This window comes from Catellatospora sp. NPDC049111, assembly GCF_040648615.1.
Classification (GTDB): domain Bacteria; phylum Actinomycetota; class Actinomycetes; order Mycobacteriales; family Micromonosporaceae; genus Catellatospora; species Catellatospora aurea.
In genome coordinates this window covers 1-25,814 of sequence record NZ_JBEZEB010000031.1, presented here as the reverse complement: position 1 = coordinate 25,814, position 25,814 = coordinate 1, and the positions used below count along the sequence as shown (strand labels likewise).

Genomic DNA, 25,814 nt, shown 5'->3' with positions numbered 1-25,814 from the left:
GGGTCGGCGGGACCTGCTGGAGAGCGCTCTCCCGACAGAGTCATCGAAACAGCCCGATTAGTCAAGCGCCGCCGCTCAGCGCACGCGCGGATCCTCCAGGGCGCGGGCCGCCGCTGCCAGCACCCCGTCCGCGCACAGCCGCGGCGCGCCGATCAGCAGGATCTCGCGATCCACCCACTCGACCCGCTCGATACCGGGCCGTTCCATGATGGAGTTGTCGAGCCGCAGCGGCGCGTCGTCGTCGTACAGACTGCGCGCCTCGTCGCCGGCCCACAGGTTCCAGTGCAGCGGGCCCTCGTCATGGCCGCCCAGCCACCGCTCGCTCATCGGTTTCACCGAAAAGTCGCCGGTGGCGATCAACTCCCGCACGGTCATCGACGGTGGATCGGGATACCTGCTCGCGATGACGACGTCGAGGACGTCCTCGACGTGCTCCACGCAGTCGCAGGCCGGTGGCTGCGGCGGGGCCCAGCCCGCGCCGGACGTCAGATCGGACACCGCGGCATCATAGAGCCCCGCTGGGTCACCAGCCTTCGACCAGCTCAGCCGTCTTGGCCGGGCCGGTCGGGGGCGAGCCCGACCGGCCCGGTGCGGGATCAGGCGGCGACGGCAGCGCGTCTGCGGGCGAGGTATTCGCCGATGCCGACGTGCAGGGCGAGGTTGAGCACCGCAGGGAACGCGACGAGGAACTCGAACACCGTTGCTGATTCCATAGTCGGATATCAGCAACCCCGGCCTTTCGGTTGGAAAGGTTCCTGCCTCACCGGAGCGTCACCGCTTCGGTTCGGCGAAGATCCCCGTTTCTGTCCGCTGGTGCGGGATTTTGCCACCTGCCCGCCCACCCGGCCGCTTGCGCGGTCGGGTGGTGGCGCGGGTCTGACGGTCGGCTCCACGGGGGTTCGACGCTATCGCGTCCTGGTCTCCGGCCACTCCGGTACCAGCCTTGACTGCCGCCGCCAAGGCGGCGAGGTTACGGGCCGCATTAGCGTCACGGTCCATCACCAGGGGGCACTGCTCGCAGGCGAACACCCGGACGTGCAGCGGCAGCTTGTCTTTCACCGCACCGCACTCCGAGCAAATCTTCGACGACGGGTACCAGCGGTTCGCTTTCACCGTCACCCCGCCAGACCACTGGCCTTTGTATTCGATCTGGCGTCGGATCTGCCCGAACCCGGCGTCGGCGACCTTGCGCGCCAGCCGCCGGTTGGCCAGCATCCCGGCGACGTTGAGATCCTCGACCACCACCGTATGGTGCTCGGCCCGGATCTCGGTGGTGAGTTTGTGCAGGGCGTCGGTGCGCAGGTTCGCGACCCGGTGGTGGACCCGGTTGCGTTCGGCGTCGGCCTTGCCCCACCGCCGCGACGCAGCACGCCCGGTACGCCGGTCCGGTCCCCGGCGGCGTGACACCCGCCGCGACAGCCGACGCAGCCTCGCCAGGGCGTTGTCGTAGTGCCCGGGGTTGGGCACATATCTGATCCTGCCGGTGTGGTCGGCGAGCACCGCCAGGTGTTTGACGCCGAGGTCGACGCCGACGACGGTGTCCGGATGTCGGGTCGGGGTGCGCGCGTCGCGGATCACCTCGACCTGGAACGACACGAACCACCGCCCACGCGCGAACGTGACGGTCGCCGACAGGATCCGGGCGGTGCCCGCGGCGAGGCGGCGCTGGAGTTTGCGGGTGTTCTCGTGGGTGCGGATCGTGCCCAGCCGCGGCAGGGTCACATGCCTGCGGTCCGCCTCCACACGGATCGCGCCGGTGGTGAACCGGCACGACAACCTCGCCCCACGCTTGGACTTGCGCCTCGGCCTGCCCATCCGGCGGCCCGCACGCACACCCCGCTTCGACTTGCGGTAGTTGTCGAACGCTGCCGCTGCGTTGGCAAGCCCGGTGCTGTAGGACTCCTTCGAATTGTCGGCCCACCAGCCGGCAAACCGCGGATCGGTGTGCTTGACCTCGTTGAACGCCTTCCGCAGCGCAGGCAGCGAGTCGGGCCGCCATGGCGTCAACTGCTCCCCGGCGATGCCGTAGGACTGCTCGGCCCTGCGCTGCCACCACGTCGCGGTCACCCAAGACACCGCCCAGTTGTAGGCCGCACGCGCCGCACCGCAATGCGAACGCAACGCGGCCTGCTGACCCACGTTCGGGTCCAGGGCGAACCGGTACGCCTGCACCACGAAACCAGCCCGCGGCTCGAACCGTTTCACGCCCACCGGCCCCCGCACCCGACAACCCGCCCACCACGTGAAGACCGCCAAACGCAGGCAGGCAACAGGCGAAGCACCACATACCGACAATACATGTCGCTACATCCCCACATTCAGCGGCCGAACCCGCAGCGGTCACCCACCCCACCTCGACCTCAAACCGGCACCACACGTGACGACAATTGACTACGTCCGTCGATAAAACCGGGAGCTGTTCGCAACCCCCGGTGACGCGTGCTCGGTGAACTGGGCGGTGAGGATGCTCCACGGCGCGCCGCCGAGCAGGACCGGGATGCTCAGCAGCACGGTGGTGACACCGCCGGGCTGCCCGGAGCCGACCACCACGAACACCGCGACCAGCGGGATAACCAAAAGGGCGTGTACGAGTACGGCCAAACGTCGTACCGAGACAGTCATTCGGAGGAGGGTAGCGGGGTCTCGGCCGGTGCGAAACCCCCTCTACCCACAGCAATCAGGACATCACTCCTCGGCGAACAGCCGGGCCGCGCGGCGGCGCAGCTGCGCCAGCATGATCCGCAACATGAGCGCATCCCGTCCATGCATGGTGACAATGCCACCCGTTCGGATTACCGACCGCGCTGGGTTTGTCTGGCCCGGCCCATAGGGTGAGGTTGTATCAACCGAATGATGGGGGTCGTTTCATGTCCGAATCCGCCAAGACCGTCACCGGGGAGCGCGCCGACCTGCTCCAGACGCTCGGCAAGCACCGCCACTTCCTGCGCTACACCGCGCAGGGCCTCAGCGACGAGCAGGCCGCCGCCACCCCGACCGTCAGCGCGCTCAGCGTCGGCGGGCTGATCAAGCACGTGACCGCGACCGAGAAGCAGTGGATGAACTTCGCGGTCGGCGGCGCGTCCGGCATGGGCGCGGGCGACGGTGGCGAGGTCGACTGGGCCGACGGGTTCAGGATGACCGCCGGTGAGACGGTCGAGAGCCTGCTCAAGTCGTACGAGGAGGTGGCCCGGCACACCGACGAGCTGCTCACCACCCTCGACCTCGACACCGCCCACCCGCTGCCCGAGGCACCCTGGTTCGAGCCCGGCGCGGCCTGGTCGGTGCGCCGCGTCGCGCTGCACCTGATCGCCGAGACGTCCCAGCACGCCGGGCACGCCGACATCATCCGCGAGACCATCGACGGCCAGCGCACCATGGGCTGACCCGTGGCACGGGCGTGGCCCGTGTGCCGGGCGTGACCGGGCTTAGCCCACCCTTTCCCGGCCGTTGATCCGCCCGAAATCCCAGGTGGGCAGCGTGGAGGGCTCATCTGCCGAAAGGGGCCACCATGACAGCGCCACACGACCGGGACGCCGACATCACACAGCGGGCCGGGCCGGTGATCGCCGGATACGAGACCGGCAACGCCGGCCTGGCCGCGCTCGGCCTGGCCGCCGAACAGGCCGCCACGCACCACACGGGGCTGCGGGTGCTCGTCACGCGGCCGATACCCGTGTGGACCAGTCACCTCGCGATGGGTGTCTGCCCGCCCGCCGCCTTCGACGACGAGGAACCCGCCGCCGGACCGGCCCGCGCGGCCGTCGCGCAGCTGCGCCACGACCATCCGGACACCGACGTCACCCTGTACGGCACCGGACGCTCGCTGCAGCGGGCACTGCTGCGCGAGGCCCCGGCCGCGACCATGCTGGTGACCGGCCGGGACACGACCGGTCCCGGCGCGACTGCACGGCTCGCGGGCAGAGCCGGCTGCCCGGTGCTCAGCGTGCCCGCCAAGACCGCCGCGCCTGACGCGGCCGTGCTGCTCGTGGGCGTCGACGCGCCGGGCGATGCCGCCGAGTTCGCGATGGCGCAGGCGTCGGCCCGGGGCGTGCCCGTGCTCGCCTGCGACGTCGGCCCGGCCACCGGCGGGTTCGCCGAGGCGGTCGTGCGGGCCGCGGACCGCCACCCGGCGGTCGAGATACGCCACCAGGGCCGGGGCGGCCTGAACAGCGCCCGGGCGGGCCTCGCCGTCGTGCGCACACCGGCCCGGCGACGCGACGCGGCCTGGCCTCTGCTGACCAGCCTGCTGCGCGACGCGCCGTTCCCGATCGCGGCCGTTCCCGACCACGGCTGACCTGCCCACGAACCAGGCGTACGCGGCGGCGCGGCGGCGTACGCTCGGGTGGTCTGCGCTTTCGGGGGAGAGCATGGCCACTTATGACGCGGCAACGACCGGGCTGATCATCACCGACCCGTACAACGACTTCATCAGCGAGGGCGGCAAGCGGTGGCCGCAACTCAAGGAGGTCGCCGAGGCGGTCGGGCTGATCGACAACATGCGGCAGCTCATGTCCGCGGCACGGGCCGCCGGAATCCAGATCTTCTACTCCCGGCACCGGCGCTGGCGGCCCGGCGACTACGAGCAGTGGAAGAACGCCACGCCGTACCTGCTGCGCGCGGCCGGGATCCAGCTGTTCGCCAAGGGCACCTGGGGCGGGCAGTGGCACCCCGACTTCGAACCGCAGACCGGTGACGTCATCCTGCACGAGCACTGGGCGCAGAGCGGCTTCGCCAACACCGACCTGGACGTCCAGCTCAAGCAGCACGGCGTCAGCAAGCTGATCCTGATCGGCCTGATCGCCAACACGTGCGTCGAGTCCACGGCCCGCTTCGGCATGGAAGCCGGCTACCACATCACGCTGGTCCGCGACGCGACAGCGGCGTTCAGCTTCGAGGCGATGCACGCCGCCCACGAGATCAACGGGCCCACCGTCGCCAACGAGATCACCGACACCGCGAGTCTGGTCAAGGCACTGGCCGGTTAGCTCCGGGGCGTCCAGAGCCAGGTTCGCGCGCTCAGTTCGGCCTTGCGGCCCTCGGGCCAGCGGGCACCCCCGAACACGAGCATCCGGTTGCCCGCCGCGACGACCGTGCTGTCGCTGACCTCGGCCTGCGGCAGCGGCGGGATCGCGCCCCACTGCCCGGTGGCGGCGTTCAGGACCGGGCCGGGCCGCTCGGCGTACACCGCCGACACCGCTCCGAAGGCGCTGCCGTGCCCACCGCCCGGCCCCGCGCCCGGAGCACCGGGCAGCGCCGACCAGGTTCCGGCGACCGGATCGAGCACACCGCCGTACGGGTACGTGCGGCCCCAGTTGCCGACCTGGCCGCCGTCCGCGCCGCCGAGCGCCGGTGCGATCAGCTTGCCGCCCTCGGCCAACCACGGGCCGGTGCCCAGCATTGACGAGTCGGGCAGCCGCCGCCACCTGCCGCTCGCCGGGTCGAACGCTGCCGCGCGGGTCACCGAAGGCCCGTCCGCGCCCGGGTTCGGCACGATCTTGTGGTCGAACAGCACCAGTTCACGGCCGGTCCACGCCATCGCCCGGTCGAAGCCCGCGCCGAGCGGGTCGGCGGGCAGCTCAGTCCAGGTGCGCTCGGCCGGCCGGTAGACATAGTCAGGGCCCGGTTCCGTCTCCTCGCTGCCCCGCGCCGCGAACAGCAGGTCACCGCCCCGCACCAGGGTCAGCCCGGGCGCGGTGGGCAGCGAACCGCGCGACCACCGGTCGGCCGCGATGTCGTACACCAGCATCGCGATCCCGTCGCCGACGGTGTGTCCCTGGATGTACGCGACGCCGCCGACGACAGCGCCCTGCATCCAGAGCAGCGCCACCGGCGGTTCGGCCAGCACCCGCCAGCGGCCGGTGTCCGGGTTCACCGCCGCCGCGGCCAGCAGCGGGCTGCGGTCGCCCACGCAGTCCGCGCCCGGTGGGCAGGGCTCGTCGATGCCGCCGATCAGCAGCGCCTCCTGGCCCGTCCACAGCCCGAGGGCCAGGGCGCGTGGGCTCAGCGGCGAGCCCGGCAGCTCCCGCCAGCCCGCCGCCGTGCCCGCGCGCTGCCCGACCGGCGACTGCGATGCGCTCTCGGGCGACCCGACCGGCGACGGCGGGGCCGGACTGGCCGAGCAGGAGGCCAGGACCAGGACGGCGGCCAGGACGAGTGCGGTACGGGCACGGGTCATGGGGCCTTGGACCGTCCGATCCGGCCGGTGGTTCCCGCCGGGGCGGCACCCGGCCGCTGGACGGTGCTGGCTATCGTGCCGGTCCATGACGACCTCCGAGATCCCCGTGCTGCGCTGCCCGCTGTGCAAGGGTAGTGACTTCCAGCAGGAGCTGGGACGCCTGGACAGCCGGTGGGGCTTCACCTCGCACCGGATGACCCTGCTGATCTGCAAGAACTGCCGCTACATCCTGCACTTCTACGACAAGAACTCGATTTTCGACTTCGACTGACGGGTCGGTCGCGGTGCCGGGGCACGGGCAGCACGGGCGCGGCCGGTGGCGTAGCCTCGCGCGGATGGACGTGCAGTCGACGGAGCCCGAGCCGACCCGGCAGGGGCGGCACCTCATCGTGTGGTTCCAGTACTCGGTAGTCGCGATTCTCCTGCTCGGGGCGGGGTCACTGCTGCTCGCGGCGGCGGCCGGCACCGGCGACTGGGCCGGTCTGGCCGACCCGGGGCTGGAGCGCTACGGCGACCCGAAGGACTGGAACCCGCCCCTGGGCCCGGACTCGGCCTGGAACCCGCTGGCCTGGCTCGTCGAGATCTGCCGCTGGATCGTCATGACCTCGCTGATCGTCGTGCTGGGCTTCATCGGCGCGCTGATCGGGTTCGTCCATTTCGCCGGCCAGCGGGGCAACCTGACCCGGGGCGCGGCGGCGCGGCTGCTCACCGGCACGGTGCTGTCCGCGGCGACGGCCCTGGTCGTGCTGACGCCGTACGGCGCGCAACTGCGTAACTGGCTGCTCGACTAGGCGAGGTCGGCGGGCAGGCGCGCCGAGCGTCCCGGGTCCCGATCGTGGAGAACCCGTGTGCACGCGCTTGCCCGGTCAGCGGCCGAACCCCTAACGTCCCATGGTCGATCATGGGGAGGGTTCGTATGTCGTCGGCCGGTCTGCCGGGCGAACACGATGCGCCTGGTCCAGGGGCATCGTCGGTGACGAGCGGGATCAGGGGACGGGCCTCCCGGCGTCGTCGAGCCGTCGTGCTCACCTGCGTGGTCGTGCTGGTCGGCATCATCGGTGGATGCGTGTACCAAACCGGTGGATCGGCACGGGAGACGATGGCTGCCGCCGAGCTCGTCGAGGCGGTCGCGGTCGGCTCGCACATGTCGTCCGGGCGTTGGCGTCGATCGTCGCCGGAACCGGTGGTGTTCGCCGGCGGGGACGCACGGGTCAGCTGGGAGGACGGGGACGACAGCGTCAGCATCGAGGTCGCCCGGTTCTCCTCGGCCTACGCGGCTGCCGGGACCTTTCTCCTCGGTGACCCCACCGCCGCGGCAGCCGAGGATTTCGAGTCCTCACCGCGTTCAGCCGATCTTGGCGTCCGTGCCGGAGCAGACGAGCAGGAGGGATGGTGCGTCGTCGAGCGGGGCGACGGCTGCCATTACTGGATGTACCGGGCGCGTTTCGGTCAGTATCTCCTGCTGGCGACACGCTTCGCGCCGGGTCGCGCCATGGCGCAGGCCGAGTTCGCCGGGTACGTCGACCAATTCGTACACGCCATGGACGCGACGCTGCCGCGCGGCTGACCGGTCCCGCCACGTGGTGTGCACCACCTGACGGGACCGGCGCCGCCGCCGCGCGCCCCCGTTCACTTCGCGAGCAGGTCGGAAAGGCCGGCCGGGTAGAGCGGCGTCGTGTCGTCGAAGCTGCTCAGCGCCTGCCACATAACGGGCGTGCCGGGATCGTCGAGGATCTGCCCGACATGGTCGCGCTCGTACAGCGTGCGGTCGGCGAGGTCGCACGCGAACACGAACACGATCTCGTGGCCGTACCGGTCGAACGCGTGGAACAGGTTCTCCAGCACGCCGAGCAGCCGCACCCCGGTCAGCTCGACGGCCAGTTCCTCGCGCATCTCCCGGTGCAGCGCCTGCTCGGCGGTCTCGCCGAATTCGATGCCGCCGCCGAGCGGACGGTAGAAGGTGCGGCCGTCGGTGTGGTCGTGGCCTCGGAAGACGAGCAGGTCGTCGCCGCGGCGGGGCACGGCGAGGGCGAGATTCCTGATGACGGTCATGTCGGGAACCTAGACCGCCGAGCGTCGTGCGGTCAGTTCCATTACCGCGTCGGCGGCGTTGCCGGGACCGTCCACGGTGGCGTACACGTCGCGGATGCGCTGGGCAGCCGCCCGATACGACGGGTCGGCCAGCATACGTGCGGCGACACGGGCCGACTGCGGCGTGCCGGCCAGGTGCGGTGAGATCGCCGTCGCCGCACCGAGTGCCTGGACCAGCGCGACGTTGAGGTCCTGCTCGGCGTGCAGGGGGATGCCGAGCAGCGGCGTGCCGCAGGCCATCGCGGTCTGCACGCTGCCCTGCCCGCCCGCGGTGACGGCGAGGTCGACCCGGGGCATCACCAGATGGCTGGGCAGCACGCCGCCGACGCAGGTCCGCTCGTCGGCGAGGTCGCCGAGATCGTGCACCGTGCCCGCGACGAGCAGCCGCACCCCGAGCGGCCGCAGGGCCTGCACGACGCCCCGGACGAAGCGCGGCGAGGTCGAGGTGACCGCGACGTACACGGTCGGGCCGGGCTGGTCGAGGAACTCGGCCACGTGCTCAGGCAGCGGCACGTCGAGGTGGGCGAACAGCGGCCCGCTGTAGCGCAGCCGGGTCGACGGCCGCAGCCGGCGTCCGCGCGGACGCCACGCCTCCAGCTCCGCGGCGGGCACCCCGAACACCTCCGGGACCTCGGGCACCAGGGCCAGATCGCCCAGCACCAGTGCGCCGAGGCTGGGCACGCCCTCGACGCCGAGACGAGCCGCGACGCGGTTGAAGCCGTCGCAGTAGAAGCGGGTGCGGGGCAGGATCCGGTTGGCGATCACCCGGCCCGCCCAGCCGGGCAGGCGCCGGGTGGACCGCCAGGTCGGCGCGGGCACCAGGCCGCGTTCGAACGCGGGCGGCACCCAGCAGCAGGCGTGCTCGGTGACCAGCGCCGCGCCGGCCAGGCGGGTGGACAGCATCGTGGTCAGCGTGTATCCGGTGACGACCGTGCGCACCCCGTGCTCGCGCCAGTACGCCCCTTCGGCGCGCACGTAGGTCTCCAGCTCGTCGTCGGGATAGATGCTCTGCCGCCGGTCGCCCAGCCCGGTGGCGTTCGCGACGACCTCCGCCGAGCGCGCCGGGCTCATGTGCGGTCCGACGATGTCGTAGTCGATGCCAGCCTCGCGCAGCAGCGTCTCGTAGGTGCCGCCGTGGGTGGCCATGCGCACGCTCGCGCCGCGTCGCGCCAGCGCCCGGTGGATCTCGATCATCCGGGAGGTCTCGGAGAGGTAGCCGCAGTGCGGCATCAGCACGATCTGGTGTTCCTCGGCCATAGTTGGGTAATATATTGCGCATGTCCACACGCGACAAGTCCCCGTTCCTCGACGACGACCTCACCGCGCCCGTGCGCGCCTTCCGCACCACTCTCTACCTGGCCCAACGGCTGCGATACCTGATGGACGAGCGGCTGCGCGCCGACGGGCTGACCACCCAGCAGGCCGCACTGCTGACCCTGGTCGGCGCGCTCGGCACGCCCTCACTGAAACAGGCCGCCGCAGGTTTGGGCAGCACCCACCAGAACGTCGCCCAGCTCGTCCAGGCCCTGCAACGCAAAGGCCTGCTGGAGGTACGCGACGACCCGGCCGACGGCCGCCGCAGACTGCTCGCGGTCACGGAGGCCAGCCGGGCCTACTGGGCCGCCCGCGACGACGGCGACCACGCCGCGGTCGCCGGCTGGTTCGCCGCCCTCTCACCGGCCGAACTCGACACCTTCGCCGCGTTCACCGACCGCCTCGTCCACGCCCTCGACCAGCGCCGCCTACCGTGATCCCGCGTTCGCGGCGTGCACGGCCAGCTGCACCCGGTTGGCGCTGCCGGTCTTGGTCATCAGGTTGGCCACGTGCGTCTTGACCGTCGTCACCCCCAGGTGCAGGCGCGCCGCGATCTCCGGGTTGGACAGGCCCTGACCGACCAGGGCCAGCACCTCGCGCTCGCGTTCGGTGACACCCGGCAGGTCGGGTGCCACGACCGGCGCCTGCCGACGGCGCACCGCCTGCTCGACCAGGCGGCGCAGCACCGCCGGGCTGAACGGGCTGTCACCCGCCGCCGCACGCCGCACCCCGTCCAGCAGTTCGTCCGGGCTCGCATCCTTGACCAGGAACCCGCACGCTCCGGCCGCCAGCGCCGGATACAGGTGCTCGTCGTCGTCGAACGTCGTCAGCACCAGCACCCGCGCCGACGGCCGCCGGGCCAGGATGCGCGCCGTCGCCGCGGTGCCGTCGACGCCCGGCATCCGCAGGTCCATCAGCACCACGTCGGGATGCAGCTGCTCGGCCAGCCGCACCGCGGCAGCGCCGTCCGCCGCCTCGCCCACGACCTGCATGTCCGGCACCGACTCGCACAGCATCCGCAGCCCCGCCCGCACCAGCTGCTGGTCGTCCACGAGCAGCACCCGGATCACGCGGCCGCCCCCGACGCCGGCAGCGACGCGCGCAGCAGCCAACCCGCGTCCGCCGGACCGGCCTGCAACCTGCCGCCGAGCACCTCGACCCGCTCCCGCAGGCCCACCAGCCCGTGCCCGCCACCGGCCTGCCCCGGCGCCACCGTGCCGCCGAAGTCGCGCAACTCGAACGCGACCAGCTCGCCGCCGAGCCGGATGGACAGCCGCGCCCGCGCCGCCGTTCCCGCGTGCCGGGCCACGTTCGCCAGACCTTCCTGGGTCAGGCGCAGCAGTGCCAGCGCCGTCCGCGCGTCCAGTCGGACCACCTCCGGGTCGATGTCGGCCTGCACGTTCAGGCCGATGCCGGCGCTGCGCTCCACCGCGGCCCGCAGCGCCACCGGCAGACCCTCCGGATCCACGAACAGCACCTGCTGCGCCGTACCCGGATCGCGCAGAACCGTGACCAGCTTGCGCAGGTCGGCCAGCGCGCTCGAACCGGTCGCGTGCACGTCGTCGAGCACCCGGCGAACCCGCGGATCGTCCAGCGGCAGCACATCGCGGGCGACCGCCACCCGCAGCACGATCGAGGCGACGTGATGCGCCACCAGATCGTGCAGCTCGCGGGCGATGCTGGTGCGCTCGTCGGCGCGCACCCGGGTCTGCTCCTGCGCGGCACGGGTGGCGGCCTGGCGGTTCAGCTCGCCCAGCGCCCGCACGTGCATGCCCAGCAGCAGTGGCGCGGCCACCGCGGCGGCCGCGCCGTACGCGACGATCTGCGGGCCGTCGAGGAACTCGCCGAGATCGGAAGCGATGTGACCGGCCAGTCCGAGCCCGAGGCCAGTCCACACCCGCCAGCCGCCACAGCGCGCGCCCAGCTCGAAAACCGCCCAGGCCAGACCTATCGTCGGCACGGTGTCGTTGTCGCCACCGACGACGGAGCCAAGGCCCAGCACGAGGGACACCCAGACGACCGAGGCGAACGGCCACCGCACACCGACATACGCGAACGCCAGCACGCCGATCGCGAGAATCAGGTCGACGGTGCTCACCGATCGGCCCTCAGGCGTCAGCGTCAGGTAGCCGACGCCGCTGAGGACCACGAGGGTGAGGCGGACCGCCGTGTACCGCTCCTCGAACAGCCGCCCCACCCACAGCATGGCCGCCATCCTAACCGGACACCGGCCGCGGCGACCGCCACGCGAAGACCGCTCCGAACACCGCGGCCGCGAGCAGACCGCCCGCCGCCGCCAGCGTCAGCGCGTCCGGCGCGAACAGCGGCTGGCCGCGCAGCGCCTGCCAGGTCACCAGCACGAGCAGACCGGCATAGGCGAGCGCGAACACGACCACCAGCCGGGCACGCCGCCCCACATCCGCGACCAGCGCCGCCAACACCATCGCGAACAGCAGCAACGCCTGCAGCCCGTGCATGCCGACGAAGTGCCCGATCCGCAGGTCGCCGCCCGTGGTGCTCCAGCCCGTCAGCGGCATACCCGGGCCGCCATCGCTGACCCCGACCGCATGTGCGCCCATCAGCGTGCCCACGCCCTGCTCGTCGAGTGCGAGCTGCTCGGCCGTCGGCACCACCATCGTGAACCCCTGCAGCGGCCCGAGCAGCAGCAGGACCATGCCCAGCCGGACGGCCCAGGTGCTCGCCCGGTCCGGCATGCCGTCGCGCCACAGCAGCACCGTCAGCACGACGGTCGCCATCCACAGCACCATGATGGTCGGGCCCATGATCTGCCACAGCGCCTCGTCCAGCGCAGTGGCCTCGTTGTAGTGGCTGGCCCGGCCGCGCGCGGCCTGGAACACGATGATTCCGACCTCCAGCACGCCCGTGACCACGATGACGTACGCCGCCCAGCGGGCGACCCGACGGCCCCGCCGCAGGTGGCCGATGAGCCAGGCCAGGGTCAGCCCGTACACCGTGAACGAGACGGCGAACTTGGCCGGTTTCAGCCACACCGGTTGGCCGCCGATGGTGCGGCCGTCGACGACCAGGCCGACGACGGCGACCACGAGCAGCGCCGTCATCAGGGCGGCCAGCCAGGCGAGGGCACGGCTGCCGTGCAGCGCCGTACGCAGGCCGGAGGTGGTGCGCGAGAGAGGGTTCATACCCCCGACGCTCGCGGAAACGGCGTCGCCGCGACTCCTGCCGCGAGGCCGCACCGCCCTCCTGCCACCGGCCGCCCCTCCTCCGACAGCAGGAGGCCCGACCGGTCGCAGCCACCCGCAGCCGGGGGTCCGTCAGGCGGTCGGCGAGGCCTGGGCGGGGACGGTCAGTTTCGCGGTGAGCTGGGTGAGCGTGCCCGCCAGCTGTCCGACCTGGCCGGTCAGCTCGTCGACCCGGGCGCGCAGTGCCGCCGCCTCGGCCACGGCCGCATCGCGCTGCACCGTCAGCACGGTCACGTCGGTCTGCCGCTGCTGCGCCAGGATCTCCGCCGCGGATCGGGCGGCCTCCGTCGTCGCGGCCGCCGTCCGTGCCGCGGCCAGCTCCGACTGCAGCGCCGTCACCTGCTGCGCCTGCTCCTGCCGTACCGCAGCGGTCTCGGCCTGGGCAGCCGCGGCCTGCTGCTGCGCTCGGACCAGTTCGGCCTTCGACGCCTCGGCTTCCCGCCCGGCCTCCTCCGCGGCCGCGCGGGCCAGGTCGAACGCGGCCTGCACCTGGTCGGCGGCCGCCCGGGTGGCGTCGCGGTCGCGGTAGGCCTCGGCACGCAGCGCCTCCGCGGCGGAGTGCTCGCGCCGGGCGGTGTCACGCTCAGCGAACGCCGCAGCCGTGACGCGAGCGGACTCGGCGGCGGCCGCCGCAGCCTGTTCGGCGAGTTCACGCTGCTCGGTGACCCGTGCCTCGGCTGCTGCCACCGCAGCCTCGGCGGCCTCGCGGGCCTCGCGGACGCTGGTCTCGGCGTGTTCGGCGGCCTCGCGTACGGCGAGTTCGGCGTCGGCTTTGGCACGGGTGGCGGCCTCGGTCGCCTCGCGGGCGGCGCGTACGGCGAGTTCGGCGTCGCGGCGGGCCTCGTCGCGTTCGGTGTGCGCACCCGCGACCTGCTGCGCGGCCTCGGCGCGGACCTCGGCGAGCCGGCGCTCCACACCGGTGGGGGACAGCTCCGCCTCGAGCGCCTCGACGAGCGTCTCGGCGACCTGTTCGAGCTTCTCGACGACCTCGTACGCCTTGGCGACCTGCCCGGCGAGGCCGGGGGAGTTGCGGTGGCGCAGCCGGCTGTTACGGGCGGCGGCCTGGCAGGCGCCGTCGTTGTCACGGCAGTAGCGGAACGGCCGCCCGGCGGCGGCACGTTGCGTGACCGGCTTGCCGCAGTACGCGCAGGGCCGGGTCGTCTCTTCGGAGTGCGGTGTGGACATCAACTGCGCAGCGTAGCCGCTGGCGGTCGAACACGGCAGGGGACCAGCCTCCTAGGATGCGCAGCGCGCGTAGCGGCGGCACCACCGGCCGCGCGCCCCTACGCTGAACCGCATTCGGACAGCGGGGGAGATCCATGAGCATCCGGTACGGCGACGTGCTCGCCGACCTGCGACAGGCTTACAACGGCGGCGCCGCCGAGCGCGACACCCACGACAAGGAGCCCTGGAAGGTCGCCGAGCGGGCCGCGTTCGCCGACCGGCTGCACGCCGAGCAGCGGCGCACCCTGCTCGAACTCGGAGCGGGAACCGGTCAGGACAGCCGGCACTTCATGGACGCCGGACTCGAGGTCGTCGCCGTGGACCTGTCACCCGAGATGGTGGCCCGGTGCCGTGCCAAGGGCGTGGACGCCCGGGTGGCCGACTTCCTCGACCTGGGCCTGCCGGACGCGTCCGTCGATGCCGTGTACGCGCTGAACTGCCTGCTGCACGTGCCCGACACCGATCTGCCCGCCGTGCTGGACAACATCCGCCGCGTCCTGGTGCCCGGCGGTCTGTTCTTCCTGGGCGTCTGGGGCGGGCTGCACCACGAGGGCGTGCTGGTGGCCGACCGGCACGAGCCGCAGCGCTTCTTCGCCTGGCGCACCGACGACGCCCTGCTGGCCTTCGCGCGGACGTCCTTCGAGGTCGAGGATTTCCACACGGTCGCCGTCGGCGAGTACACGTTCCAGTCGCTGACACTGCGCCGCCCCTGGTGACCGCTGCCCGTCGTCGACCGCGGCTCACGACGTCGGGCTTCGCCCGACCGACACGCGGGACGTGGGCGATTTGCCCTTGTTTCAGGTGGTCCTGGACTGGCGACCGCAGCGGAGCCGGGGACCTGCCCGCGCGATCCGGCCGTGTCCCGCCTGGTGGCGGCGGTGATGACGCTGGGTGAGCTCGCCGGTCGGGCTGGTAGCCTTCGGCCGTGCCCGGGACCATTCTGTTCGACCTTTTCCACACGCTGCTCGACGGCGCGGACGCGCAGCGGGACCGGGTCGTGGCCAGGATGGGCGAGATCGTCGGCGTGGATCCGACCGCGATGGTCTACGCGTATCACGACTCCTGGCGCGAGCGGCTGGTGCGCTGGTCGGCGGAGGAGACGGTACGCCGGCTGGCCCGGCGGCTCGGCGGCAAGCCGTCGCCGGACCAGGTGCGGCGCGCGGCCGCGCTGCGGCTGGAACTGGCCTCGTGGCTGCTGAACTCGGCCCCGTCGAGCACCCTGGTGACGCTGGACGGGCTGCGGGCGGCGGGATGGCGCCTGGGCCTGGTCAGCAACGCGACCGCGGAGGTCGCCGAGGCGTGGTCGAGCTGCGGGCTGGCGCGCCGGTTCGACGTGGCGGTGTTCTCGTGCGTGGTCGGGGTCGCCAAGCCGGAGCCGGGCATCTACCTGGCGGCCGTGGACAGACTCGGGGTCGCGCCGCAGGACTGCGTCTTCGTCGGCGACGGCGCGGACGGCGAGCTCGCGGGTGCGGCGGCGGTCGGCCTGTCGGTGGTGCGTACGGTGGAGTTCGTGGACCGGTCGAGGGTGTGGCCGGGGCCGGTGGTGGGTTCCCTGGCGGAGTTGTCGGAGTCCCTGGGCGGCCGGGGTGTGCCGCAGCGCGGAGCGAGCGCGGCGTAGCCGCGTCGGCCGGTCGTGGCAGGTCAGCTTGCGGTGTGCGCCGGTGCCGGCGCGGGGTGCAGGGCCGGTGGCGATGGTCGGCGGTGGGCGACGGCGAAGGACAGCAGGCCCATGGCGAGCGCGACGAACACGGCGATGCCGTACAGGTGCGACAACGGGGTGCCTGCGTTGACGAGCGGGCCTGCGCCGAACGCGGCGATGCCGTAACCGAGCTGGTAGGCGGCGATGACGCCGCCGGCGACGGCGGTGGTGAAACCGGTGAGTTCGCCCTGGCCGAAGCTGATGGTGAGCGGGAGCAGGGCGGAGCAGCAGAGCCCGGCCGCGCCGAAGGCGAGCACGCCCTGGACGTCATGGCCGCGGGGCAGGGTGGCGATGATGCCGAAGACCCCGGCCAAGGCGAACGGCAGCAGGTGGAAGGTGGCGCGGGCGGGCAGCCACCGGGTGATCGCGGCGAACAGCAGCCTCCCGAGGGTGACCATGGCCCAGAACGCGGTGAGCGCGAGCGCGGCGGTCGTGGCGCCGGCCCCGACGCTGCTGGTCATGTCGAGCTGGGCCCAGTTGCCGTTGATGGTCTCGCAGATGCCGTACAGCAGCGCGAAGGCTGCGTAGAGCCAGAACCGGGCCGGGATGCGCCCGCGAGCGGCGGTGGCGGCGGCGCGCGCGCCGGTGTGCATGGGCAGCCGGAGGCTGACCGCGATCAGGCCGACGAGCAGCAGGGTGGACAGCACCGGCAGGCCCCACCAGAAGCCGAGCCCGACGAAGAGGGCGACGAACACGGGCGCGAGCGCGGTGCCGAGTCCGAGCAGCGCGTTGAGGATCAGCACGGCCCGGTCCACGGCCCCGGGGTGGAACGCGGCGGCCAGGGAGTTGAGCGCGGGTACGGCCAGGCCGAATCCCGCGCCGAGGAACGCGGTAGCGGCCAGCAGCAGCGGGTAGGCGAGATTCTGCTGGTGCATGACGGCTGCGCTGGCAAGTAGCAGCACCATGGAGACCAGGGAGCAGGCCAGCCCGGCCAGGTAGACGGCGTGGGTGCCGTGGCGGCGGGCCAGGCCCGCGCCGGCAAGCGCGGCGGCGATGGCGGCGACGACCTGCGGGGCGAACATCACGCCGTACTGGGCGCTGGACAGGCCGTAATGGGCCGGGTCGGTGAGGATGGTGCTGGCGGCGGGGATGGTGACCAGGACGATGCCCTGGACGACCCCCGCGACGTCGACGACGGTGGTCTGGGTGCGGGTGGCCATCAGGATTCGCGCCGGTTGACGAGGGTCTGCAGGGTCGACAGCTGGGGCCGGAGTTTGCGCAGCCGGTCGTCGGCGCGGACCTGGACGCGGCCGCGGCCGTAGGCGTCGCGGTGCCCCCAGCGGCCGGGCACGTCGAGCAGCGCGAGATGGCCGATGCCGACGGGCAGGGCGGGGTCGACGACGAGGTGCTCGTCGACGGCCTGCAGACCGAGCATGGTGCCGAGCAGCAGCAGCGGAGTGCCGGTGGACCAGGCTTGCGGGCTGCACGCGGTGGGATACGGGACGGGGTACTTGGTGACGGCGCGGTCGTAGCCGCAGAAGGCCTCGGGCAGGCGGCCGTTGAAGAACTCGGCGGCGTCGAGGATGCCGGCGGCGACGCGGGCGGCTTCGTTCTTGTAGCCGTAGCGGCGCAGCCCCCAGGCGATGAACGAGTTGTCGAACGGCCAGACGGTGCCGACGTGGTAGCCGACGGGGTTGTAGCGTTCCTCGCCCTCGGCCAGGGTGCGGATGCCCCAGCCGGAGTAGAGGCGGGGTCCGAGCAGGTGCTCGACGATGTGGTGGGCGCGGCGGCGTTCGACGATGCCGGACCAGAGCAGGTGGCCGATGTTGGAGGACAGGGTGTCGACCTGGCTGCCGTCGGCGTCGAGGGCGAGCGCGTAGTACTTGCGGTCCTCGATCCAGAAGTCGCGGTTGAAGCGGCGTTTGAGGTCGGCGGCCTGCTCGTCGAGGGCGTCGGCGAGGGTGGGGTCGTGCCAGACGGTGCGGGCCAGGCGGGCGGCGCGTTTCTTGGCGTCGTAGGCGTAGCCCTGCAGTTCGCAGGTGGCGCGGGGGAAGCCGGGCAGGCGGCCGTCGGAGTAGGAGATGGAGTCCCAGGAGTCCTTCCAGCACTGGTTCTCCAGGCCGGTGTCGGGGTTGCGGGTCTGGTACCAGACGTAGCCGTCGCCGCGCAGGTCGGCGTACTGGTCGATCCAGTTGAGGGCGGCGCGGGCCTCGAATTCCAGGTCGCGGACGAGTTTGGTGTCGCCGCTCCAGCGCTCGTACTCGTCGAGCAGGATGAGGAACAGCGCGGTGCTGTCGGCGGAGCCGTAGTAGGGGGAGTGGGGCCGCTCCTCGAAGGCGGTGAGCTCGCCGTACCGCATCTCGTGGAGGATCTTGCCGGGGTCTTCGTCGCGGAAGTCGTCGATACGGCTGCCCTGGCGGGCGCCGAGTTCGGCCAGTGTCGTGGCGGCCAGCGACGGCGCGTAGGGCAGGGCCTGCAGACTGGTGAGGATGCTGTCGCGGCCGAACATGGTCATGAACCAGGGCAGGCCCGCGGCGGGCAGGGTGCGTTCGCCGGAGGTCATGGGCGCGAAGCGCAGGGCGGCCAGGTCGGTGAGGCTGCGCCGGTACGTGTGCTTGAGCGGCTCCCAGTCGCATTCGAGTTTCGGCGCTCCGGCGATCCACTCGTCGAGGTCCTCCTCCATGTCCTTGCGGGTGTGCCCGGTCTCGGTGCGGGCGGTGACGCGCTGGTTGGCGGCCCAGCCCCACAGTGAGCAGCGCACGTGCAGGTCGGTGGTCCAGCTGCTGTGCCCGCCGAGGTGCACGGTGTAGGTGATGCCGTGTTCGTCGATGGCGGCGGCGGGGGCGTCGGTGGGCTGGCCGTGGGCGTCGACGTGGGTGGAGACGGCGGTGTTGATGAGGGTCTCGCGGCGGTAGGTCTGGCGTTCGTAGCCGAGCAGCAGCAGGTTGCCGTCGATGCGGGTGTAGTACTTGCCCTTCTTCTTGAGGTGGTCCTTGACCTCGAACAGGTCGGCGAAGTCGGCGGCGGCGTCCAGGCGCAGGCTCAGCGTGACGGGGGTGGCGCTGTGGTTGAGGATGGTGAGTTCCTCGCGGAAGCCGTCGACGACCTCGCGGCGGCGGATGATCGACAGGGTCGCGTCGACGTAGACGGTGCCGGTGCCGGGCACGAGGAAGAACCGGGTCTCGAAGTAGTGCAGGTCGTCGGTGGACAGCGGGTTGAGGCGGTGCCCGTCCAGGGTGAGCACCCAGCGGGACAGGTAGCGGGTGTCCCAGGAGAACAGGCCGTTGGGTTCGGTGGGTGAGGCGTCGATGTCGCCGGCGGTGTCGCTGACGACGAACGTGTTGCCGTCGAGGGTGCTGACAGAGCCGGTGGTGGTCATTTCTGGTGCCTCCGGGTCGCCGGTGCGGGCAGCGGTGGCCGCCCGGGGAACAGCCGTTGCAGCATGACGATGAGGTGCAGCTCGCCTTCCACGTCGATCTGGCCGCGCAGCACCGCGGCCATCGTGTTGACCTGGCCGGTGACCATGCCGTCGAACAGGTTCTTGGCGACGTGCACGACGCAGTCGGCGTGTTCGCCGCCGCGGCTGACCTCGATGTGGCCTTTGTCGATGGCGACGCGCCAGTGCTCGGCGTGGCCGTCGCCGGTCAGGTCGAAGCGGATGGTGCCGGAGGTGGCGCGCAGCAGCGGGTAGCGGCCGTGCTCGCCGAGGCTGTGAAAGTAGTCCGCGGTGGGGTCGGTCACCGCGGGGCTCCCGGGGCCGTGGTGGCGGGTGCGGCGTAGCTGACGCCGAGGCGGCCGGCGATGTGCTCGCCGACACGCAGGGCGTTGGCCATGGCGGTCAGGGCCGGGTTGACCGCGCCGATGCTGGGGAAGAAGCTGGTGTCGACGACGTACAGGTTGTCGAGTTCGTGGGCCTTGCAGTGCGCGTCGAGCACGCTGGTGGCCGGGTCGGTGCCGAAACGGCAGGTCCCGGCCTGGTGCGCGACGCCCGCGATCGGGATGTCGGACTTCATGTAGGCGAAGCGGTGCACGAGGTGATCCTCGTGCAGCTGCATGGTGGACAGCATCGACTTGAGCTGGTGGTAGAGCCGTTTGGCGGCGGTGGGGTTGCTCGGGGTGTAGTCGAGCGTGATGTGGCCGTCGCGGCTGACGGTCACCCGGTTGTCGGGCCGGGGCAGGTCCTCGGTGGACAGCCAGAAGTCGACGGCGTGCCGGGCGACGTCGGCCAGCGCCCAGCTCGGGGCGAGTTTGGTGGCCAGCGGCTTCTCGCCGCGGTACATGTCGGGCTCGGACTTGCCGATCATCTGGATGTTGCCCATGGGGTAGTCGAAGTCGGGGCCGCGGAAGTAGAAGTCGTTGAGGCCCAGGGTCTTCTGGAACCTGGTCTCGTTGGGTTCGCGCGACAGGGCGAGCACGGCCTGCGACAGGTGGTACATGTAGTTGCGCCCGACCTGGTCGGACGAGTTCGCCAGGCCGTGCGGGTGCAGGTCGCTGGCCGACATCAGCAGCAGCTTCGCGGAGTTGGCCGCGCCTGCCGACACCACGACGATGTCGGCGGCGTAGCGCTCCTCGTGGCCTTCGTGGTCCACGACGACCTGGGTGACGGCGGTGCCGGCGAGGTTGGTCTCCAGGCGTACGGCGTGGGCGTGGGTGAGCAGGGTGACGTTGGGCGCCTGCAGCGCGGGCCGCACGGCCAGGGTCTCGGCGTCGGACTTGGCGTGCAGCGGGCACGGGAAGCCGTCGCAGTGCTGGCAGCGCACGCAGATGCTGTAGGGCATGTTCTGCTCGTTGAGCCGCACCCCGACCGGGGCGTGGAACGGGTGGTAGCCGGCGGCCGCGAGGTCGTCGGACAGCTGCTGGATGCGCGGCTCGTGGTGCAGGGCCGGGTACGGGTAGGGCCCGGACGCGAAGGGTTCGGTGGGGTCCTCGCCGCGGTTGCCGTGCACCTCGTACAGCTGCTCGGCCATCGTGTAATACGGCTCCATCTCCTCGTAGGAGACGGGCCAGGCCGGGGAGATGCCGTCGTGGTGCTTGAGCTGCCCGAAGTCCTCGCGGCGCAGCCGGTACAGGGCCGCGCCGTAGAGCTTGGTCGCGCCGCCGACGTAGTAGTGGACCTGCGGCTGGAACCCGTTGCCGTGCTTGTCGTACCAGGTGTCCTTGGAGATGTACCGGTTGTCGATGAAGACTTCGGCGGTGTCCCAGTTCTCCGGCTCGCGGGGCAGCCAGTCGCCGCGTTCGAGCAGCAGGACGCGCTTGCCGGACGGCGCGAGGTAACGGGCCAGGGTGCCGCCGCCGGCGCCGGTACCGATGATGATCACGTCGTATGCGTCCATCAGAGTTCTCCCAACCGCTCCGCGAGAATGATCATCCCGGCGGCTCCGATGAGCGCCAGGTGTGAGAAGGCTTGGGGGAAGTTGCCCAGGTGCCTGCCGGTCTGGGCGTCGAACTCCTCGGCGTACAGGCCCAGCGGCGAGCGCACCCGCAGCAGCCGTTCCATCAGGTCCCGGGCTTTTTGCAGGTCGCCGACGATGGCCAGGGCGGACACCAGCCAGAACGAGCAGATCAGAAAGGTGCCTTCGCGGCCGGTCTGCCCGTCGTCGGTCTGGTCGGTGCGGTAGCGCAGCACGAATCCGTTGTCGGTGAGCCCGGTGGCGATGGCGTCGACGGTCGCCTTCAGGCGGGGGTCGTCGCCGGGCAGGAACCGGAACACGGCGGCGAGCAGGGTGGAGGCGTCGAGGGCGTCGGTGCCGTAGTGCTGGCGCAGGACGCCGTCGGCGGTGACGCCGTTGGCGAGGATGTCGGCGCGGATCTGCTCGGCGGTCCGCGCCCAGTCGGCGGCGCGTTCGCCGTCGCCGCGCAGCACGGCGAGCTTCGCGGCGCGGTCCAGCGCCACCCAGCACATGAGCTTGCTGGACACGTAGTGCTGCGGGTCGCCGCGGGCCTCCCAGATGCCCTGGTCGGGTTCGGTCCAGGCCTTCGTGGCACAGTCGGCCTGCGACACGACCAGCGGCCACAGCCGACGGGGCAGGCGCTGGCTGCGGCGGCTGTGCAGCAGGATCGCGTCGAGCACGGCCCCGTAGACGTCGTTCTGCCGCTGCCGGTAGGCGGCGTTGCCGACGCGCACCGGTCTGGCGCCGTTGTAGCCGGACAGCTCGTCGACGGAGGTCTCGGGCAGCTCGCGGCGGCCGTCGATGCCGTACATGATCTGCAGGGAGCCGTCCTCGGTGGGTTCCACGTCGGCGATGAACTGCATGAACTCCTCGGCCTCCCAGTCGAGGTTCAGCAGGTGCAGGGCCCGCAGCGTGAAGGTGCTGTCGCGCATCCACGTGTAGCGGTAGTCCCAGTTGCGCGACCCGCCGGGAGTCTCGGGCAGCGAGGTGGTGGCGGCGGCGACGGTCGCGCCGGTCGGCACGTAGGTGAGACCCTTGATCGCCAGCGCGGACCGTTGCAGCGGGTCGCGCCACCGGTGGTCGGGGATGCGGGCCTGGGCCAGCCACAGCCGCCAGAATTCGCACGTCTGCTCGATCGCGGCGCGGGCCTGATCGGGGTCGGCGGGGGTGAGCAGGCCGTCGGCCCAGGACAGGGCACAGAAGGCGCGCTGTCCGGCCTGCAGGGTGTGCCGGGCGCGGACGCGGCCGCCTTCGACGCCGAGGGTCAGGTCGGTAGCCAGGCGTACGGTCAGGCCGGCGCCGGTCGCGTCGGCGGTGCGGCGTCCGCCGTCGAGCAGCTGCCAGGTCGCGGGTTCGCGCCCATAGTCGAACACCGGTTCGCAGATGAGCTGCAGGGCGACGGTGCCGGCGACGACCTCGGCGGTGCGGACCAGGATGTGGGTGGCGTCGACGTCGACCGGTGGGCGGGTGTGCGGGTTGACGGTGTCGTCGGGTGCGGCGGGGCCGAGCACGAGCGCGTCGCGGACGACGAGCCAGCCGGTCTTGGTGCGCCACGCGGTCTCCAGCACGTTGGTGCCGGGCACGTAGTGGCGGGCGGTGGGGTGGTCGATGCCGTACGGGCCGAACTTGAACATGCCGCTCTCGCGGTCCAGCAGGCTGGCGAAGATGCTGGGCGAGTCGAAGCGGGGCACGCACAGCCAGTCGACGGATCCGTCGGGGGCCACCAGCGCGCCGGTGTGGCAGTCGGACAGGTAGGCGTACTCCTCGATCGGCGGGAACGGCGACGGGGCGGCCGAGGAGACGACACCGGGTCCGGCATGGGCGGTCATGGCATCTTTCCGGGCGGGTCCGTGTCGACGATCCACGGGCCGCGCCAGCCGTGGCCTTCGACGAGCTTGTCCGCCCCGGCCGGGCCCCAGCTGCCAGGGGCGTAGGGTTCGATCGGCGACGGCTTGTCCAGCAGGGGCTGCAAAATACGCCAGCACTCCTCGACGCCGTCCTGGCGGGTGAACCGGTTCGCGTCGCCGAGCAGCGCGGCGTGCAGCAGCACCTCGTACGGCGTAGGGCCTTCGCCGCCCTCAGCCGCGAACTCCATGTCCAGGGTGATCGGCTCGGGCCCGTCGGCATCGGCGCGGCGGGCGTCCAAGCGCAGCCGTGCCCCGGTGGTCGGGTCGAGCTTGATGACGAACTGGTCCGGTTCGGGGATCTTCCCGGCCAGCGCGGGCAGGCCCAGGCGCGGCGGGCGCTTGAACACGACCCGGAACTCGGTCTGGGTCACCGGCAGGCACTTGCCGGTGCGGATGAAGAACGGCACCCCGGACCAGCGCCAGTTGTCGATCTCCAGTTTCAGGGCGGCGTACGTCTCGGTCGTCGAGCCGGGCTTCACGCCGTCGATGGCGGAGTAGCCGTCGTACTGGCCGCGCACGTAGTTCGCTGGGTCGGCGTCGAGCACGGCGCTCCACAGCGCGTTGCTGGCGTTCTTGACCGCGTCGGGACGCCGTCCGGCCGGTGGCTCCATCGCCCCGCCGGCCAGGACCTGCATGAGGTGGTTGACGACGACGTCGCGCAGCGCGCCGACCGGGTCGTAGAAGTGGCCGCGGTCGGCCACGCCGAAGCTCTCGGCCATGGTGATCTGCACGCTGTCGACGTAGGAGCGGTTCCACACCGGTTCCAGCATCGTGTTGGCGAACCGCAGGTAAACCAGCTCCTCGGTGCCCATCTTGCCGAGGAAATGGTCGATGCGGAACAGCTGCGACTCGTCGAGGTACTGGTGCAGCTGGTCGGCCAGTTCCCGGGCCGAGGCCAGGTCGTGGCCGAACGGCTTCTCGACCACGACCCGCCCGCCGCGCACCAGCCCGGCCTCGGACAGGCCCTTGACGACGGCCGCGAACAGCGACGGCGGGATCTCCAGGTACGACACCGGGGCCTTGGCGTCGCCGACCGCCGCGGCGACCCGCTGGTACAGGCCGGCGTCGGTGAAGTCGCCCGACACGTACGACAGCCGCGCCGCGAACCGCGCGAACACCGCGTCGTCGACGGGTTCGCCGGTGCCGGCGATGCACTCGCGGGCGTGGTCGCGCAGCTGCTCGACGGTCCAGTCCTGCCCGGCGACGCCGATGATCGGGCAGTCGAGCAGGCCGCGGCGGTCCAGCCGGTACAGCGACCGGAACGTCATCACCTTGGCCAGGTCGCCGGTGATGCCGAAGATGACGAACACGTCGGCGGGCGCGGGTGTGGCGGGTGAGGTCATGACGCGCTCCTGGCGGCAGATGCGGTGACGGGCGGGACGAGCAGCCGCTCCGGGCAGTGGCCGGGGTGCAGGTAGAACTCCTCGGCCCAGGTGATGAAGGCGTTGGTCTCGGCTTTCGCGTCGGCCATCAGGTACGCGTGGATGCCCAGCCATGCCGCGAACGCGATCCTGCCGTGCAGCTCGTGGTGGCGGGCGCCGAGTTCGGCGACGGCCGCGTCCCGGCCGATCATCGCCATGATGCCCTTGTCGTGGTACGCGAACGCGCTGCGTGGCCGCCCGTTCGCCTCGGCGATGATGTTGAACCCGACGACCCGGCCGGCCTGCTGCGCCACCGACGCGAGCTGCGGCAGCGGCAGCCCGTCGGCGCCGGGGATGTTCGCGGCGTCACCGGCGGCGTAGACACCCGGGTAGCCGTCGACGGTCAGATCGGGGCGTACGTCGATGCGCCCGCCGCGGCCGGTGGCCATGCCGCACTCGCCGACCAGCGGTGCCGCGGACACGCCGCCGCCCCAGATGACGGCCCTTGTCGGCACGGTGGTGCCGTCGTCGAGGATGACGTGGTCGGGGGCGACCTCGGTCGCGGTGACGCCCAGGCGCAGCCGTACGCCCCGGCGTTGCAGCTGCTGCGCGGCGTAGGCCTGCGCGTCCGGGCCGAACGGGCCCAGCACGGCGTGGCCGTGGTCGACGAGCACGACCCGGGATCGGATCAGCGCGAGCTTCTCGAACTGGCGGGGCAGGATCGTGCCGACGAGTTCGGCCAGCGCCCCGGCCGTCTCCACACCGGTCGGGCCGCCCCCGACGACCACGAACGTGATCTCGCCGGCGCTGGCCGGTCCTTCGGCGGCCGCCTCCTGGTAGACCGACCGCAGCCGTTCGCGCAGCCGGAGGGCGTCATCGAGGGTGTACAGCGGGAACGTGTGCTGGGCGGCGCCGGGCACGCCGAAGAAGTTGGCCTGCGCGCCCGCGGCCAGCACCAGCACGTCGCCGGCGACGGTGTCGCCGTCGGCCAGCGACACGGTGTGGGTCTGCGGGTCGACGGCGATGACGTCGGCGGTGCGGACCTGCACGTTGTCGTGGTCGGCGAACATCTCCGCGAGGTCGTAGGACACGTCGGCGGGGTCGAGTTCGGCGGTCGCGACCTGGTACAGCAGCGGCTGGAACTGGTGGTAGCCGTTGCGGTCCAGCAGGGTCACCCGGATGTCGGGCTGGCCGGTCAGGGTCCTGGCGCACGCGACGCCGGCGAACCCGCCGCCGATGACGACCACATGGGTGCTGCGCTCGCTCACGCCGCTCATCTTTCCAATATCGGGTTTCAACCGGGCGGTTACCGCCAAACGCACATTTCCGGTGCAGCTGCGTTGCGAGCATGAACAGGTGCGCCACCTGCAGCCGCTCACCCTCGCGCTGGCCCTGACCGCGAGCCTGCTAGCCAGCCGCCGCTGCCACTCCGTGATCACGTGTCGGACGCCGCACGCGGCGACCGCAGCGCGCCGCTGGTCGTTGCCGCGTG

The 25,814-nt window shown here is 71.9% G+C and carries 26 protein-coding genes; 9 read left to right on the top strand and 17 right to left on the bottom strand.

The window, feature by feature from the left end; all coding sequences use genetic code 11:
* Positions 1-75: 75 nt before the first annotated feature.
* The 3 genes from AB0B66_RS30875 to AB0B66_RS30865 all read right to left on the bottom strand — a co-directional run bounded on the left by AB0B66_RS30875 (position 76) and on the right by AB0B66_RS30865 (position 2,622).
* The gene (locus AB0B66_RS30875; RefSeq protein ID WP_360536575.1) at positions 76-498 is read right to left on the bottom strand and encodes a hypothetical protein; all 423 of its coding nucleotides are present in this window, start codon (positions 496-498) and stop codon (positions 76-78) included.
* A gap of 273 nt (positions 499-771) precedes the next feature.
* The gene (tnpB, locus tag AB0B66_RS30870; protein ID WP_360536573.1) at positions 772-2,211 is read right to left on the bottom strand and encodes an IS607 family element RNA-guided endonuclease TnpB; all 1,440 of its coding nucleotides are present in this window, start codon (positions 2,209-2,211) and stop codon (positions 772-774) included.
* Positions 2,212-2,391: 180 nt separating this feature from the next.
* Positions 2,392-2,622 (bottom strand): hypothetical protein, encoded by a 231-nt coding sequence (locus tag AB0B66_RS30865; RefSeq protein WP_360536571.1) that lies wholly within the window; start codon positions 2,620-2,622, stop codon positions 2,392-2,394.
* A gap of 245 nt (positions 2,623-2,867) precedes the next feature.
* Between AB0B66_RS30865 and AB0B66_RS30860 the strand changes: the two genes are divergently transcribed.
* The 3 genes from AB0B66_RS30860 to AB0B66_RS30850 all read left to right on the top strand — a co-directional run bounded on the left by AB0B66_RS30860 (position 2,868) and on the right by AB0B66_RS30850 (position 4,985).
* Positions 2,868-3,383: a DinB family protein gene (locus tag AB0B66_RS30860; RefSeq protein WP_360536569.1), complete on the top strand. Its 516-nt coding sequence runs from the start codon at positions 2,868-2,870 to the stop codon at positions 3,381-3,383.
* Positions 3,384-3,508: 125 nt separating this feature from the next.
* Entirely contained in the window at positions 3,509-4,294 is a 786-nt protein-coding gene (locus AB0B66_RS30855) for a hypothetical protein (protein WP_360536567.1), read from the top strand.
* Positions 4,295-4,367: 73 nt separating this feature from the next.
* Complete coding sequence (locus AB0B66_RS30850; RefSeq protein ID WP_360536565.1) at positions 4,368-4,985, top strand: isochorismatase family cysteine hydrolase; 618 nt, start codon at positions 4,368-4,370, stop codon at positions 4,983-4,985.
* Here the strand turns inward: AB0B66_RS30850 and AB0B66_RS30845 are convergent.
* Positions 4,982-6,175, bottom strand: coding sequence for a hypothetical protein (locus AB0B66_RS30845; RefSeq protein WP_360536563.1), 1,194 nt, complete (start codon positions 6,173-6,175; stop codon positions 4,982-4,984). The two genes, AB0B66_RS30850 and AB0B66_RS30845, sit on opposite strands and share 4 nt — an antisense overlap.
* Before the next feature lie 85 nt (positions 6,176-6,260).
* Here AB0B66_RS30845 and AB0B66_RS30840 point away from each other — a divergent pair, with 85 nt between their 5' ends.
* From AB0B66_RS30840 to AB0B66_RS30830, 3 genes are all read left to right on the top strand, one after another.
* Positions 6,261-6,446: a hypothetical protein gene (locus AB0B66_RS30840; protein WP_360536561.1), complete on the top strand. Its 186-nt coding sequence runs from the start codon at positions 6,261-6,263 to the stop codon at positions 6,444-6,446.
* A gap of 64 nt (positions 6,447-6,510) precedes the next feature.
* Positions 6,511-6,966 (top strand): hypothetical protein, encoded by a 456-nt coding sequence (locus tag AB0B66_RS30835; RefSeq protein WP_360536559.1) that lies wholly within the window; start codon positions 6,511-6,513, stop codon positions 6,964-6,966.
* A 242-nt stretch (positions 6,967-7,208) separates the two neighbouring features.
* Positions 7,209-7,742 carry a hypothetical protein gene (locus AB0B66_RS30830; protein WP_360536557.1) on the top strand — a complete coding sequence of 178 codons (534 nt, stop codon included), beginning with the start codon at positions 7,209-7,211 and terminating at the stop codon, positions 7,740-7,742.
* A gap of 62 nt (positions 7,743-7,804) precedes the next feature.
* Here the strand turns inward: AB0B66_RS30830 and AB0B66_RS30825 are convergent, their stop codons facing one another.
* Positions 7,805-8,227: an NUDIX domain-containing protein gene (locus AB0B66_RS30825; protein WP_360536555.1), complete on the bottom strand. Its 423-nt coding sequence runs from the start codon at positions 8,225-8,227 to the stop codon at positions 7,805-7,807.
* 9 nt (positions 8,228-8,236) lie between these two features.
* Complete coding sequence (locus AB0B66_RS30820; RefSeq protein ID WP_360536553.1) at positions 8,237-9,523, bottom strand: glycosyltransferase; 1,287 nt, start codon at positions 9,521-9,523, stop codon at positions 8,237-8,239.
* Positions 9,524-9,543: 20 nt separating this feature from the next.
* Here AB0B66_RS30820 and AB0B66_RS30815 point away from each other — a divergent pair, with 20 nt between their 5' ends.
* Entirely contained in the window at positions 9,544-10,017 is a 474-nt protein-coding gene (locus AB0B66_RS30815; protein WP_360536551.1) for a MarR family transcriptional regulator, read from the top strand.
* Here AB0B66_RS30815 and AB0B66_RS30810 read toward each other — a convergent pair.
* The 4 genes from AB0B66_RS30810 to AB0B66_RS30795 form a co-directional block, all read right to left on the bottom strand.
* The gene (locus AB0B66_RS30810) at positions 10,009-10,650 is read right to left on the bottom strand and encodes a response regulator transcription factor (RefSeq protein ID WP_360536549.1); all 642 of its coding nucleotides are present in this window, start codon (positions 10,648-10,650) and stop codon (positions 10,009-10,011) included. The genes AB0B66_RS30815 and AB0B66_RS30810 overlap by 9 nt on opposite strands.
* On the bottom strand, positions 10,647-11,786 hold the full coding sequence (locus AB0B66_RS30805) for a histidine kinase (protein ID WP_360536547.1): 1,140 nt from the start codon (positions 11,784-11,786) through the stop codon (positions 10,647-10,649). Before AB0B66_RS30805 ends, AB0B66_RS30810 begins: the two co-directional genes overlap by 4 nt.
* Positions 11,787-11,796: 10 nt before the next feature.
* A complete protein-coding gene (locus tag AB0B66_RS30800) occupies positions 11,797-12,741 on the bottom strand; it encodes a hypothetical protein (protein WP_360536545.1) in 945 nt (314 codons plus the stop codon).
* Between the two features lie 132 nt (positions 12,742-12,873).
* Positions 12,874-13,986, bottom strand: coding sequence for a serine/threonine protein kinase (locus AB0B66_RS30795; protein WP_360536543.1), 1,113 nt, complete (start codon positions 13,984-13,986; stop codon positions 12,874-12,876).
* A 134-nt stretch (positions 13,987-14,120) separates the two neighbouring features.
* Here AB0B66_RS30795 and AB0B66_RS30790 point away from each other — a divergent pair, with 134 nt between their 5' ends.
* Complete coding sequence (locus AB0B66_RS30790; RefSeq protein WP_360536541.1) at positions 14,121-14,741, top strand: class I SAM-dependent methyltransferase; 621 nt, start codon at positions 14,121-14,123, stop codon at positions 14,739-14,741.
* Between the two features lie 209 nt (positions 14,742-14,950).
* Positions 14,951-15,643, top strand: coding sequence for an HAD-IA family hydrolase (locus tag AB0B66_RS30785; protein WP_360536539.1), 693 nt, complete (start codon positions 14,951-14,953; stop codon positions 15,641-15,643).
* A 23-nt stretch (positions 15,644-15,666) separates the two neighbouring features.
* Here AB0B66_RS30785 and AB0B66_RS30780 read toward each other — a convergent pair whose 3' ends face one another.
* Genes AB0B66_RS30780 through AB0B66_RS30750 form a run of 7 tightly spaced genes read right to left on the bottom strand, consistent with a single transcriptional unit; the run spans position 15,667 to position 25,599 of the window.
* Positions 15,667-16,884, bottom strand: a complete 1,218-nt coding sequence (locus AB0B66_RS30780; RefSeq protein ID WP_360536537.1) for an MFS transporter — start codon at positions 16,882-16,884, stop codon at positions 15,667-15,669.
* The gene (locus AB0B66_RS30775) at positions 16,884-19,043 is read right to left on the bottom strand and encodes a glycogen debranching N-terminal domain-containing protein (RefSeq protein ID WP_360536535.1); all 2,160 of its coding nucleotides are present in this window, start codon (positions 19,041-19,043) and stop codon (positions 16,884-16,886) included. The genes AB0B66_RS30780 and AB0B66_RS30775 overlap by 1 nt, the downstream gene beginning before the upstream one ends.
* On the bottom strand, positions 19,040-19,405 hold the full coding sequence (locus AB0B66_RS30770; RefSeq protein WP_360536533.1) for an SCP2 sterol-binding domain-containing protein: 366 nt from the start codon (positions 19,403-19,405) through the stop codon (positions 19,040-19,042). Before AB0B66_RS30770 ends, AB0B66_RS30775 begins: the two co-directional genes overlap by 4 nt.
* Positions 19,402-20,997 (bottom strand): GMC family oxidoreductase, encoded by a 1,596-nt coding sequence (locus AB0B66_RS30765; RefSeq protein WP_360536531.1) that lies wholly within the window; start codon positions 20,995-20,997, stop codon positions 19,402-19,404. Before AB0B66_RS30765 ends, AB0B66_RS30770 begins: the two co-directional genes overlap by 4 nt.
* Positions 20,997-22,883: a glycoside hydrolase family 15 protein gene (locus AB0B66_RS30760; RefSeq protein WP_360536529.1), complete on the bottom strand. Its 1,887-nt coding sequence runs from the start codon at positions 22,881-22,883 to the stop codon at positions 20,997-20,999. The genes AB0B66_RS30765 and AB0B66_RS30760 overlap by 1 nt, the downstream gene beginning before the upstream one ends.
* Positions 22,880-24,304 (bottom strand): glucose-6-phosphate dehydrogenase, encoded by a 1,425-nt coding sequence (locus AB0B66_RS30755; RefSeq protein WP_360536527.1) that lies wholly within the window; start codon positions 24,302-24,304, stop codon positions 22,880-22,882. The genes AB0B66_RS30760 and AB0B66_RS30755 overlap by 4 nt, the downstream gene beginning before the upstream one ends.
* Positions 24,301-25,599 (bottom strand): NAD(P)/FAD-dependent oxidoreductase, encoded by a 1,299-nt coding sequence (locus AB0B66_RS30750; RefSeq protein WP_360536525.1) that lies wholly within the window; start codon positions 25,597-25,599, stop codon positions 24,301-24,303. Before AB0B66_RS30750 ends, AB0B66_RS30755 begins: the two co-directional genes overlap by 4 nt.
* Positions 25,600-25,814 lie beyond the last annotated feature (215 nt).